This window comes from Marisediminicola senii (genome assembly GCF_011057645.1).
Classification (GTDB): Bacteria; Actinomycetota; Actinomycetes; order Actinomycetales; family Microbacteriaceae; genus Marisediminicola; species Marisediminicola senii.
Genome location: NZ_JAALGE010000004.1, coordinates 83,366 through 95,898, shown reverse-complemented (window position 1 = coordinate 95,898; position 12,533 = coordinate 83,366). Strand labels below are relative to the sequence as shown.

14 protein-coding genes are annotated in these 12,533 nt (G+C 69.9%); 6 read left to right on the top strand and 8 right to left on the bottom strand.

Going from position 1 to position 12,533, the window contains the following annotated elements; genetic code table 11:
- Positions 1-481, bottom strand: a 481-nt coding sequence (gene dgt, locus G5S38_RS03820) for a dGTP triphosphohydrolase (RefSeq protein WP_165064526.1), incomplete at its 3' end; no start/stop codon positions are given.
- Between the two features lie 82 nt (positions 482-563).
- Complete coding sequence (gene dusB / locus G5S38_RS03815) at positions 564-1,733, bottom strand: tRNA dihydrouridine synthase DusB (RefSeq protein ID WP_235928881.1); 1,170 nt, start codon at positions 1,731-1,733, stop codon at positions 564-566.
- Between the two features lie 99 nt (positions 1,734-1,832).
- Here dusB and G5S38_RS03810 point away from each other — a divergent pair, with 99 nt between their 5' ends.
- Positions 1,833-2,324, top strand: coding sequence for an aminoacyl-tRNA deacylase (locus G5S38_RS03810; RefSeq protein ID WP_165064519.1), 492 nt, complete (start codon positions 1,833-1,835; stop codon positions 2,322-2,324).
- Positions 2,325-2,354: 30 nt separating this feature from the next.
- Here the strand turns inward: G5S38_RS03810 and G5S38_RS03805 are convergent, their stop codons facing one another.
- The 6 genes from G5S38_RS03805 to recO form a co-directional block, all read right to left on the bottom strand.
- Entirely contained in the window at positions 2,355-2,543 is a 189-nt protein-coding gene (locus tag G5S38_RS03805; RefSeq protein WP_165064506.1) for a hypothetical protein, read from the bottom strand.
- Positions 2,540-3,193 (bottom strand): DsbA family oxidoreductase, encoded by a 654-nt coding sequence (locus G5S38_RS03800; RefSeq protein ID WP_165064504.1) that lies wholly within the window; start codon positions 3,191-3,193, stop codon positions 2,540-2,542. Before G5S38_RS03800 ends, G5S38_RS03805 begins: the two co-directional genes overlap by 4 nt.
- Before the next feature lie 79 nt (positions 3,194-3,272).
- Positions 3,273-4,658 carry a glycine--tRNA ligase gene (locus tag G5S38_RS03795; RefSeq protein ID WP_165064501.1) on the bottom strand — a complete coding sequence of 462 codons (1,386 nt, stop codon included), beginning with the start codon at positions 4,656-4,658 and terminating at the stop codon, positions 3,273-3,275.
- A gap of 170 nt (positions 4,659-4,828) precedes the next feature.
- Positions 4,829-5,941 (bottom strand): aminotransferase class V-fold PLP-dependent enzyme, encoded by a 1,113-nt coding sequence (locus G5S38_RS03790; protein WP_165064498.1) that lies wholly within the window; start codon positions 5,939-5,941, stop codon positions 4,829-4,831.
- A gap of 40 nt (positions 5,942-5,981) precedes the next feature.
- Positions 5,982-6,779, bottom strand: a complete 798-nt coding sequence (locus G5S38_RS03785; RefSeq protein WP_165064495.1) for an isoprenyl transferase — start codon at positions 6,777-6,779, stop codon at positions 5,982-5,984.
- A 49-nt stretch (positions 6,780-6,828) separates the two neighbouring features.
- Positions 6,829-7,596 (bottom strand): DNA repair protein RecO, encoded by a 768-nt coding sequence (recO, locus tag G5S38_RS03780; protein ID WP_165064492.1) that lies wholly within the window; start codon positions 7,594-7,596, stop codon positions 6,829-6,831.
- 109 nt (positions 7,597-7,705) lie between these two features.
- On the opposite strand from recO, the gene G5S38_RS03775 reads away from it, so the two are divergent.
- The 5 genes from G5S38_RS03775 (at position 7,706) to G5S38_RS03755 (ending at position 12,483) form a co-directional block, all read left to right on the top strand.
- Entirely contained in the window at positions 7,706-8,413 is a 708-nt protein-coding gene (locus G5S38_RS03775; protein WP_165064489.1) for a trimeric intracellular cation channel family protein, read from the top strand.
- A gap of 146 nt (positions 8,414-8,559) precedes the next feature.
- Complete coding sequence (locus G5S38_RS03770) at positions 8,560-9,933, top strand: hemolysin family protein (protein WP_165064486.1); 1,374 nt, start codon at positions 8,560-8,562, stop codon at positions 9,931-9,933.
- A complete protein-coding gene (locus tag G5S38_RS03765) occupies positions 9,926-10,999 on the top strand; it encodes a hemolysin family protein (protein WP_165064483.1) in 1,074 nt (357 codons plus the stop codon). The genes G5S38_RS03770 and G5S38_RS03765 overlap by 8 nt, the downstream gene beginning before the upstream one ends.
- Before the next feature lie 45 nt (positions 11,000-11,044).
- Positions 11,045-11,701 carry a SatD family protein gene (locus G5S38_RS03760; RefSeq protein ID WP_165064481.1) on the top strand — a complete coding sequence of 219 codons (657 nt, stop codon included), beginning with the start codon at positions 11,045-11,047 and terminating at the stop codon, positions 11,699-11,701.
- On the top strand, positions 11,698-12,483 hold the full coding sequence (locus tag G5S38_RS03755) for a hypothetical protein (protein WP_165064478.1): 786 nt from the start codon (positions 11,698-11,700) through the stop codon (positions 12,481-12,483). Before G5S38_RS03760 ends, G5S38_RS03755 begins: the two co-directional genes overlap by 4 nt.
- Positions 12,484-12,533: the final 50 nt, after the last annotated feature.

Genomic DNA, 12,533 nt, shown 5'->3' with positions numbered 1-12,533 from the left:
CCGGGTATTTGCAGCGCGCGGCGAGGCTGGCCCGGGTGGGGTGGAGCCCGGGGGGGCGCCCGTCGGGGCCGAACACCTGGGGCTCGATGGGGGGGAGCGGGCGCGGCGTCTGCGCGTTGCCCTCGACCCCGCCGATGTCGACCGCCCAGTCGTTGAGGGCGCGTTCGCCGTTGTGGCCGAACGGCGGGTGCCCGAGGTCGTGGGCGAGGCACGCGGTGTCGACGACGTCGGGGTCGAGCCCCATGCTCGTCGCGAGCTCACGGCCGACCTGCGCGACCTCGAGCGAGTGCGTGAGGCGGTTGCGGGCGAAGTCGAGGCCGGCGGCGGGGCTCAGCACCTGCGTCTTCGCGGCGAGGCGGCGCAGCGCGCTGGAGTGCAGCACGCGAGCGCGGTCGCGGGCGAAGTCGCTGCGGCGGCTGGAGTGCTCCTCCGGCAGCCAGCGTGCGGCGTCGCGTTCGTCGTAGCCGCTGCCCGCCGGGATGCCGGTGCCCGCGCTGCCGACCTGGGCGCCGCCGGTCGGTGCGCTGCCGGTCGGTGCGCTGCCGGTGTGTGCGCTGCCGGTGTCAACCGCCACTGTGGCTCAATTCTGCTTCGGTGAGGGTCGCGCGGTGCGCGTCGCCGAGCTGCTGGCTGTCGAGCCAACCGGTCGGCAGAGTGGGGCGCTTCGGGGTGCCTGCCCGGCCGCGCGGGCCTTCGGCGTCGGCACCGGGGTATGGCATGTCGCCGTCGAGGGTGCCGAGCAGATCGTCCATCTGCTGGATGCTCTCGACCAGCCCGAGTGCCGCGCGCAGTTCGCTGCCGACCGGGTAGCCCTTGAAGTACCAGGTGACGTGCTTGCGGATGTCGCGGCAGGCCCACTCCTCGCTGCCGAGGAACTCGGCGAGCAGCTCGGTGTGCCGTCGCAGCGTGGCCGCGACGACCCCGAGTGACGGCTGGGCGGTTTCGTATGGGGTGCCGTCGGTACGGGACCTGAAGGCGCTGACCAGGTCTCCGAACAGCCACGGGCGGCCGAGGCATCCACGCCCCACGACGACGCCGTCGCAGCCCGTCTCGTCCATCATGCGCAGCGCGTCGGCGCCCGACCAGATGTCGCCGTTGCCGAGCACGGGAACAGACGTGATCGCCTGCTTGAGCTTCGTGATGGCCGACCAGTCGGCGGTTCCGCTGTAGAACTCGGCGGCGGTGCGCGCGTGCAGCGCGATGCTGGCGACCCCTGCGCCCTCGGCCGCGCGCCCGGCCTCGAGATAGGTGAGGTGGTCGTCGTCGATGCCCTTGCGCATCTTGACGGTGAGCGGGATGTCGCCTGCGGCGCGGGTGGCGCGCTCGACGATGTCGCGAAACAGGTCGATCTTCCACGGCAGGGCCGCTCCCCCGCCCTTGCGGGTGACCTTGGGAACCGGGCAGCCGAAGTTGAGGTCGATGTGGTCGGCGCGGTTCTCGGCGACCAGCATGGTGACGGCTTCGGCGACGGTCTTCGGGTCGACGCCGTAGAGCTGAATGCTGCGGGTGGTCTCGGATTCGTGGTGCTGGATGAGGCGCATGCTCGCCGGGGTGCGCTCGACGAGCGCGCGGCTGGTGATCATCTCGCTGACGTAGAGGCCGGCCCCGAATTCGCGGCACAGGCGCCGGAACGCCGTGTTCGTGATTCCGGCCATCGGCGCGAGAACGACGGGCACATCGAGGTCGATGGGCCCGATTCGCAGGGCCGGAGCCGTGGGTGAGAGAGTGGTCACTCGTCGATTCTTTCAGAGTCGCGCTGGCCGCCAGAACGGAGTGCCGTGACCACCGACGCGAATGACAGTGGTGCAGGACCGGATACCGGTGCGGGGCCGCTGGTGGGCAGTGCCAGGGTCGAGGTGGATGCCGCGGCGCGGGGCCTCCAGATCGAGCTCGTCGAGCGCGCACCGGCCGGTTCCCTCGCCGAAGCCGCGGCGGTGCTGGGCATCGCACCGCGGTCGATAGTCAAGACGCTCGTGGTCAAGCGCAAGGACGGCGCGTTCCTGTTCGCGCTGGTTCCCGGCGACCGGCAGATCTCCTGGCCGAAGCTGCGAGCGGTGGTGGGCGTGAACAAGCTACGCCTTCCCGAGGCCGAGCTCGCGCTCGCGGCCACCGGGTACGAGCGCGGCACTATCACGCCGCTCGGCAGCACCACGGCGTGGCCGGTGTTCGCCGACGCCACGATCACCGACGCGGTGGCTGGCCACGGCCGCATTGCGATGGGGGCAGGCCAGCACGGCATGAGCATGTTCGTGGATGCCGCGGCGCTTCTCAGCACACTCGACGCGACGATCGCCGACATCACCGACCCGCTCACGATCGGGTAGCCCCCGGCCGGGCGGCCGGCCACGGGATGGCTAGACGAGGTCGTCGTCCAGCCGCTGGTTGACGATCGCCTGCTCGTGCGCGCCCGGCACGATGCACGCGTCGCCCTCGCAGGCCGCCGCGTGGGACGCGCCCACCATGGTGAGCCCGCCGGGGACGGTGCGGATGGGAGTGGTGGGGGTCGGCGACACGATCGGCAGCGACGCGGTGACCGGGTTCACTGGGCGGCCGTCCGCTCGGATGCGACCTGCTCGAGTGCCTGCACGAAGGTGGCGGGGTCCTGTGCGCCGGAGATGCCGTACCGTCCGTCGATCACGAAGAACGGAACGCCGTGGATGCCGTAGGCCTCCGCCTGCGCGACGTCGGCCTTGACCGCGGCCAGATAGGTCTCGGCCTCGAGTTCGCGCTGCACGTCGTCGCGGTCGAGGCCGATCTCGGCGGCGAGGTCGGCCAGGTCGGGAATGCGTCCGACGTGACGGCCGTCGACGAAGTAGGCCTTGAGCAGGCGCTCCTTCATGTCGAGCTGGCGACCGTGCGCCTTCGCGTAGTGCAACAGCTCATGAGCCTTGATGGTGTTCGTCTGGTGCACGGTCTCGTAGTGGTACTCGAGGCCGACGCCAGCCGCGATGTCGACGACGTTCGCGAGCATCTTCTCGACCTCGTCGCGGCGGAGCCCCTTGCGGCGGCTGAGGTAGTCGACGGGCGACCCCTCGAAGTCCACCGGGGTGTCGGGGGCCAGTTCGAAGGAGTGGTACTCGACCTCGACGTCGCCGGAGAAGGTCTCGACGGCGGCCTCGAACTTGCGCTTGCCGATGTAGCACCACGGGCACTGAACATCGGACCAGATGTCTACTTTGATTGCGGGAGTCACCCGTAGTGCAACCGCCCCGGACCCGGGGTATTCCTGCATCCCGGGTATCCGGGGGCGATCGCCAGCACCCCAGTAGGGGTTACGACCCGAGCAGCTGCTCGGCGAGGTAGCCGCGCAGGCGGTCCAGCGAGATGCGCTCCTGCGCCATCGAGTCGCGCTCGCGCACGGTGACGGCCTTGTCGTCGAGGGTGTCGAAGTCGACGGTGACGCAGAACGGGGTGCCGATCTCGTCCTGGCGGCGGTAGCGGCGGCCGATGGCGCCGGCGTCGTCGAAGTCGATGTTCCAGTACTTGCGCAGGTCGGCCGCGAGCTCGCGGGCCACCGGCGACAGGCGCTCGTTGCGCGACAGTGGAAGCACGGCGACCTTGACCGGGGCGAGGCGCCGGTCGAGGCGCAGCACGGTGCGCTTGTCGACGCCGCCCTTGGTGTTCGGCGCCTCGTCTTCGGAGTACGCGTCGACCAGGAAGGCCATCAGCGAGCGGGTGAGGCCCGCGGCCGGCTCGATGACGTAGGGCACCCAGCGCTCGTCCTTGGTCTGGTCGAAGTACGACAGGTCGGTTCCGGATGCTGCGCTGTGCGTTCTCAGGTCGAAGTCGGTGCGGTTCGCGATGCCCTCGAGCTCGCCCCACTGGCTGCCCTGGAACCCGAACTTGTACTCGATGTCGACGGTGCGGGTCGAGTAGTGCGACAGCTTCTCGGCGGGGTGCTCGAACAGGCGCAGGTTCTCGGGGTCGATACCGAGGTCGGTGTACCAGGCGAGTCGGTGGTCGATCCAGTACTGGTGCCAGTCGGCGTCGGTGCCCGGCTCGACGAAGAACTCCATCTCCATCTGTTCGAACTCGCGGGTGCGGAAGATGAAGTTTCCGGGCGTGATCTCGTTGCGAAAGCTCTTGCCGATCTGGCCGATGCCGAACGGGGGCTTCTGCCGGGAGGCGCCGAGCACGTTGGCGAAGTTCACGAAGATGCCCTGTGCGGTCTCAGGGCGGAGGTAGGCCATGCCCTCTTCGTTGTCGACCGGTCCGAGGAAGGTCTTGAGCAATCCGGAGAAGTTCTGCGGTTCGGTCCACGAGCCGGGCTGGCCGGTGTCGGGGTCGCGAATGTCGGCGAGGCCGTTGGCCGGCGGGTGGCCGTGCTTCTCCTCGTACTGCTCGAGGAGGTGGTCGGCGCGGTAGCGCTTGTGGGTGTGCAGGGATTCGACCAGCGGGTCGCTGAAGACCTCGACGTGGCCGGATGCCTCCCACACCTGCCGCGGCAGGATGACGCTCGAGTCGAGCCCGACGACGTCGTCGCGGCCCTGCACCATGTACTGCCACCACTGCCGCTTGATGTTCTCCTTGAGCGCGACGCCCAGAGGTCCGTAGTCCCACGCCGACCGCGATCCGCCGTAGATCTCACCGGCCTGGAACACGAAGCCCCGGCGCTTGGCGAGGTTGATGACGGGATCGAGACGGGAGGCGTTGGCCACGGATAACTCCAAAGAATTTCGGCCGCGCTGGATGAGCGGCCCGGGATTGCGAAGTCCCCAGCCTAGCGGCGCGGTAATGACGGGCGCGGCACGCGGAGGGCGGGTGACGGCCCCCGGGTGGGGTCGCCGGGGTCGGCTGCGGGCGTGGGTTGCGGGCGTCGGTTGCGGGGTCAGCTGCGCAGGGCGGCGACGACGGCTGCGACATCCATCTCGTCGTTCCAGATGTGCATCGCGGCCCGCAGCTGGCCCGCGCGACCGGTGGCGCGGATGTCGGCGGCGATGAGCCGCGCGAGGTCTTCGCCGTCGGGGTCGGCCCAGGTGACGATGGCCTGGTGCTGGCGCGGGATGCCGAGGCCGTCGCAGAGCAGGTCGCCGAGGCCGGATGCCCTGGCCCACACCTCGTGCATGTCGAGGGAGGCGAACAGGCCGATGGTGTGCTCCGCGCCGACCCATGCCGGCCACGCCGGGGAGACGTCGAACTGGCGGGCATCGGGGGCGAGGGTCATGGTCGGCCCGTAGCAGGACTGCCATACGCTCTCGCCGGCGTACCAGCCGGCTTGCAGCGGCGTGAGCAGCTGCTGGAAGTCGGGTGACAGGGTGAGGAAGGCGACTCCGCGGGGCGCGCTGAGCCACTTGTAGGCGTGGCACACGGTCGCGTCGAAGAGCGACGCGTCGACGGGGTGAACGCCGGCGGACTGCGTCGTGTCGCAGAGGGTGTGCGCGCCGTGCAGGGCGGCGGCCGCGACGATCGCGGGCGCGTCGGCGACGGTGCCGGTGAGGGACTGGATGTGCGAGAAGGCGACGAGCCAGGTCGAATCGGTGATGCTGTCGGCGATCTCGGTGACGGCGACGTGCCGCACGGTGATGTCGTCGCGCTGCAGGAACGGGAACACGATCGAGCTGAAGTCGCCGTCGACGCAGAGCACCTCGGCGCCGGCGGGGATGGCCGCGGCGACGACGCTGGCGAGCACGGAGGTCTGGGACCCGGTGGCGACCCGGTCGGGGGTGACGCCGACGAGGTGCGCGTAGTGGGCGCGGGTGGCCTCGAGGATGGCGTCATAGTCCATCGGGTTGCGGCGGGCGGCAGCACGCAGGTCGAGGTCGTGCTTCATCGCCTCGACGGCCTGCACGGTCGGAACGCCGGACGACGCGGCGGCGAGGTAGCCGCGGGTGTCGCCGAAGCTCGCGATCGCGGCGGCGAGGGCGGGCGACGGGATGGGGACAGTGGCGGCAGGTGTGGTGCCGGTGGACGGTGTGCGGCTTGTGGCCGGTGCATCAGTCATGCATCCATCATGGCCCGGCGGGCCGACGCCACCGCGCTCGTCAGGCGGTCGGCGCGTCGATCGCGCCGCCGAAGCGCCGGTTGCGCGACGCGTACATGCCGATCGCCTGCCACAGCTGCTCGCGGGTGAAGTCGGGCCACAGCGTGTCGAGGAACACCATCTCGGCATACGCGCTCTGCCACAGCATGAAGTTGCTCGTGCGCTGCTCGCCCGAGCTGCGCACGAACAGGTCGACGTCGGGCAGGTCGGGCACGTACATCGCCTTCTGGAGCGACTTCTCGGTGATGCCGACCGGCTTGAGCCTGCCCGCGGCAACCTCTTCGGCCAGGCGACGGGCGGCGTCGGCGATCTCGGTGCGCCCGCCGTAGTTGACGCACATGGTGAGGGTCAGCGTCGAGTTGCCCGCGGTGAGCTGCTCGGCGAACTTGAGCTCGTTGATGACCGAGGCCCACAGCCGCGGGGTGCGCCCCGCCCAGCGGATGCGCACGCCCCAGTCGTTGAGCTGGTCGCGGCGGCGGTGCAGCACCGACCGGTTGAACCCCATCAGGAACCTGACCTCGTCGGGCGAGCGCTTCCAGTTCTCGGTGGAGAACGCGTACACGCTCAGGTGCTTGACCCCGGCCTGGATCGCGCCGGCCACCACGTCGAGCAGCGACGCCTCGCCGGCCTTGTGCCCCTCGATGCGGGTGAGCCCCTTGCCGTTCGCCCAGCGCCCGTTGCCGTCCATCACGATCGCCACGTGGTTCGGCACCGCCTTGGGCGGCAACGCCGGCGGGTAGACGCCGGTCCAGTCGATGGGTACGAAGTCGATGGCGTCGCGGTGGGTCTTGCGCGTCATCAGGCGGGTCCATTCGTTCGGGCCGGGGCAGCCACCGGGGCGGGCCGGGTCATCGGGTGTTGCCGTTGGTGGTGGATGCCGGGCGGCTGTCCGGCGTTCGGTCCACGTGCTCCAGCGACCGAAGACTGCGTTCCAGGTGGAACTGCGTGTAGGCGGCGACGATGCCGCTCGCGTGGGTGCGGGTTCGCTCGTCGGCGGCGTCGGCTGCAGCCCAGTCGCCGGTGAGCAGCGACGACAGCAGGCCGATGGTCGCGGCATCCAATCGGGGGGCCCCGGGAGGTGCGACCTCGTCGGCGACCACGCCACCCAGGTGCACCACGAACGCGGAATGCGGGCCGGGCGCCCCGGTCATCGCGCAGTCGGAGAAGCTCGGCGACCACCCGGCGACGCTCAGCGCGCGCAACAGGTAGGAGTCGAGGGTGAGCCCCGGGCTGTGCTCGCGGCGGGCCAGCGACCGTAGCGCGCCGACGAGCAGCAGGTACTGCTGCAGGCTGCCGTCGTCTTCTGTCACCTTGTCTGCGGTTTCGACCATCACACTCGCCGCGGTGTAGCTCGAGTAGTCACCGGTGATTGCGGCACCGTAGGAGCCGAGCGATTCGGCCTGGGTGATGATGTCGAGGGTGCGGCCCTCGTACAGCTGCACGTCGGCGACCATGAACGGTTCGAGGCGGGCCCCGAACTTCGACGCGGTGCGGCGGACGCCCTTCGCGACGGCCCGGATCTTGCCGTGGCTGCGACTGAGCATGATGACGATGCGGTCGGCCTCCCCCAGCTTGTACGTGCGCAGCACGACGGCTTCGTCACGGTAAAGAGGCATGCATCAAGTATCCCCCGCGGCCCGTGCGAGCCGGGTGCGACGGGCGGCAGCGGCACGTCCGGCAGCGACGCATCGAAGCGCCCCGCCCGGTTCTCCCCGCGTGGTATCAATGACCGTGAACGCCAGCCAGATCGTGATCCCCCTGTGGGCCGATCTTCTCGCGATCGCCGTCGGCGCGCTGCAGGGGGCCATGTTCGCGGCCCAGTTTCGCGACCGCCGCCTCGACCTGCTGGGCGTCGCCATCATCGGCCTGGTCGCCGGCTTCGGCGGCGGTTTCGCGCGCGATGTAATCCTCGCCATCATTCCGGTCGCCCTCACCACGAACTGGTACCTGATCGTCGCCACCAGTGCGGCCCTGACCGGGATGCTGCTCGAGCGGGTGTTCTCCAGGGTGAACACGGCCATCACGGTGCTCGACGCCCTCACCATCGGCATCTTCGGGGCGATCGGCACCACCAAGGCCCTCGCCTACGGGTTGCCCGAGGTGCCCGCGATCTTCGTCGGCACCGTCGCCGCGGTGGGCGGCTCGATCCTGCGCGACATGCTGCTGAACCTCCCCATCGCGCTCATGCACGTCGGGTCGCTCTACGCCGTCGCCGCCGTCGGCGGCTCGGCGACCCTCGTCGTGCTGCTCGAGCTCGGCGTGCCCATCGGCATCGCGGCGACCATCGGCGTCGCCGTGACCGTCGGTATCAGGGTGCTCGCCGTGCTGTTCAACTGGTCGCTACCCGAGCAGCGGCGCATCGAGCACGTGCCCCGCATCACCCGGATTCGTCGGCCGCGGTTTCCGCGCCGGGGCCGCGGCTCGAACCAGTAGCGCCCGCCGGGGCACGCGGGCCGACCGTTTCACAGCCGACTCCCTGATACCGTGGTCGGCACAATGGATGACCCCCCCTCTCATAAACCCTGGCCCCGTGCCGTCACCTCCGCCATCATCGGCGCTGAGACGGAAGGGGCTGTTCTGTGTACGAACTGATCATGATCGGCGTCGGCCTCGTGCTGACCGTCGGCACCGGCATGTTCGTCGCATCCGAGTTCTCGCTGGTCAATCTCGACCGCGGTGAACTTGAAGCCAGGCAGGCGCGGGGCGAGAAACGCCTCGCCCCCACCATCTCCGCGCTCAAGATCACGTCGACGCACCTCTCGAGTGCGCAGCTCGGCATCACGCTGACCACGCTGCTCACCGGATACACCTTCGAGCCCGCGATCAGCGCGCTGCTCAGCGGACCGCTGACGTCGCTCGGCGTTCCCGAAGGCGCCGTCTCGGCAATCGGATCCGTCATCGGCATCCTCATCGCCACCGTCTTCTCGATGATCATCGGCGAACTCGTGCCCAAGAACTTCGCCCTCGCTCTGCCGCTCAAGACCGCGCAGTTGGTCGTGCCGTTCCAGACCGTCTTCACCGCGGTGTTCAAGCCGATCATCCTGCTGTTCAACAACACCGCGAACGCGATCATCCGCTCGTTCGGCATCGAGCCGAAGGAAGAGCTCTCCGGCGCGCGCAGCGCAGAGGAGCTGAGCTCGCTGGTGCGCAGGTCGGCGCTCGAGGGCCTCCTCGACCGCGACCACGCCGACCTTCTCAACCGCACGCTGCGGTTCTCCGACCACACCGCCGACGACGTCATGACCCCGCGGGTGCGCATGACCTCGGTGCACCGCGACGACTCGGCCGACACCATCATCACCATCGCGACCGCCACCGGGTACTCACGCTTCCCGGTCATCGGGCGCGACTCCGACGACATCGTCGGCGTGCTGCACGTCAAGCGTGCGTTCGCCGTACCACTCGAGCACCGCGGCAGCGTGCCCGCCTCCGAGCTGATGGTGGAGCCGCTGCGCGTGCCTGAGTCGATGACCGTCGACTCCCTGCTCGGCATCCTGCGCGGCCAGGGCCTGCAGATCGCCATCGTCTCCGACGAGCACGGCGGAACCGCCGGTGTCGTGACGCTGGAGGACCTCGTCGAAGAACTCGTCGGCGAGCTGGAAGACGAGCACGACCGCACCAGGGTCGGCGTCGTACTGACCGGCAAGTCGATCACCTTCGACGCATCCCTGCGTCCAGACGAGCTGTTCGACCGCGCCGGCATCACGGTGCCGGACGGCGAGGAGTACGACACCATCGCCGGCTTCGTCGCCGACCAGCTGAACCGCATCCCCGAACTCGGCGACGAAGTGCACCTCGACCACGGCACGCTGCGCGTGGACCGGGTGATCGCGAACCACGTCGAACGCCTCAAGTACACGATCGCCGACCCGGTGGACGCCGACGGCGAGCCCATCGAGACCGCCCACGACCGCACGGTCGACGCCCTGACGAAAGACCTGACCCATGAGTGAGTACCTGCCCGGAATCATCTGGCTCGTCGTGCTGCTCGCGGTGAACGCCTTCTTCGTCGGCGCGGAGTTCGCCGTGATCTCGGCCAGGCGGTCGCAGATCGAGCCTCGCGCTGAAGAGGGCAGCAAGGCGGCGAAGACCACCCTGTGGGCCATGGAGCACGCGACCCTGATGCTCGCCACCAGCCAGCTCGGCATCACGGTCTGCTCGCTGGTGATCCTCAACGTCTCCGAGCCCGCCATCCACCACCTGCTCGAGATTCCCCTCGGGTTCACCGCCCTCTCCGGCGAGGCGATCGGCGTCATCGCGTTCATCACCGCCCTGCTGCTCGTGACCTTCCTGCACGTCGTGCTCGGCGAGATGGTGCCGAAGAACATCTCGTTCTCGATCCCCACCCGCGCGGCCCTGCTGCTCGCTCCCCCGCTCGTCGTCGTCTCGAAGATCGTGCGCCCCGTCATCTGGACGCTCAACACCGCGGCCAACGGCATCCTGCGCCTCTTCAAGGTGGAGCCGAAGGACGAGGCCACGAGCACCTACACGCTCGACGAGGTCGCGAACATCGTGGAGCAGTCCACCCGCGAGGGTGCGCTCACCGACGCCAGCGGAACCCTCGCCGCGGCGTTCGAGTTCACGACCAAGACCGTGGCCGACGTCGAGGTGCCGATCAGCGAGATGGTGCAGCTGCCGGCGACCGCGTCGCCCGCGGACATCCAGCGCGCGGTCGGCAAGCACGGCTTCTCGCGCTACATCCTCAGCGACGACGACGGAGTGCCGACCGGGTACCTGCACCTCAAGGACGTGCTCGACCTGGCGACGCCCGCCACGTTCCACCGGCCGGTGCCGGTCAAGCGCATCCGTCGCCTCGCCTCGGCGTTCCGCACCAGCGAACTCGAAGACGCCCTCGCCGCCATGCGGCGCACCGGCGCCCACGTCGCCAGGGTGTTCGACGAGAATGGCACCACCACGGGCGTGCTGTTTCTCGAGGACATCATCGAGGAGCTCGTCGGCGAGGTGCAGGATGCAACGCGGATGCCGCGCGGTGCGGAGCGAGTGCAACGCACCCGATGAGCTGAGGGCTTATATCTGGTCCGCAATTAGTCATATGCTTATGGGATGACGGATTCGCGGGTGGCACTCATCGTCGACATCGTGCGGTCCCGTGACCTCGCCGATCGAGGCACCGGGCAGCGCAGCATCCACACCGCCTTCGACGCGGCAAGCGACGCGGCCCGCCCGGTCGAACCGCTGTGGGCGACGGTGGGCGATGAGTTCCAGGCGGTGTACGACAGCGTGCCAGACGCCCTGCGCGCCACGACCGTCGTGCGCCTCGCCCTGCCCGCCGACGTCGACTGCCGGTTCGGGCTGGGGCTCGGCGAGACGCGCGCCGTCGTCGACGGCGACACCCGCGGCCGGGACGGGTCAATCCAGGACGGCTCGGCCTGGTGGTGCGCACGCCGCGCGATCGACGAGGCGCACCGGCGGGAGCACGGCCACCACCCCTTCGCGCGCAGCTGGTTCTTCGCCGTGGACCCCGACGACGCGGCCGCCGGGGTCGTCAACGCCTACCTGCTGATGCGCGACCAGGCGATCGGCGCGATGAACCCCCGCGAGAGACGGCTGGCCGCCGGAACACTGCTCGGCCGACCGCAGTCCGACCTCGCCCGAGACGAGGGCATCACGCAGTCCGCCGTGTCGCAGAACCTCCGCCGGTCGGGTGGCGCCGCCCTGCTGGCCGCACACCAGGCCATGACCGGAGCCGTGACCGAATGATCGCGTCGATCCTGCTGCTCTTCATCGGCTCCACCGACATCGCGCGGGCGCGGCAGACCGGCGTGCGGGCGTGGCTGCTGGCGGCGGTCGTGTGGGCGGCACTCGGAACCCTCGCGGCGACGGGCCTCGGCGTTCCCCTCCTTGCGGTCTGTGGATGCGTCGCGCTCGCCATCGGCTGGATGCTCGCCATGCCGGCCAGCACGGCCCCGCTCTGGCCGGTCGCGGCACTCGGCGTGCTGATCGCGGCGACGACCTTCGTCGATGGAACGGCTGCCACCGCATCCGGGTTCCTCGTCGATGCGTACGACGCCGTGCCGCTCGGCAGCCTGCAGGGGGTCTCCCTCACCGCGGCGGTGGCCGTCGTGGGTGTCGCGGTGTTCCTGACCCGCAGTGGCAACCTGGTCGCCCGGGCCGCGCTGGGGCGCGCCCACGGGGATGCGGGCGGCGAGGCATCCATCACCCCGCCGGCGAAGGGCTGGCTGGTGCGCGTCGGCGGCCGGGTGCTGGCATCGGTCGAACAACCGAGGGCGATCCCCTCCGGGCACATGCTGCGGGGCGGCCGGCTGATCGGCCCGGTGGAGCGCCTGCTCATCGTGATGCTCGCCCTGAGCGGCGCGCACGCCGTGATCGCGGCCCTCGTCGCAGCGAAGGGCATCGTGCGGTTTCCCGAGATCTCCGACGACCGCGGGTCTGGCTCGAAGGCCGAGGAGTTTCTCGTCGGCAGCCTCGCCAGCTGGTCGACGTCGGCGGCCGGGGTGCTCTACATCCTCGCGGTGCGCTGACATCGGCCCCGAAACCACTGATATCCGGCCCAGCATCAGCTGTGGGCTAA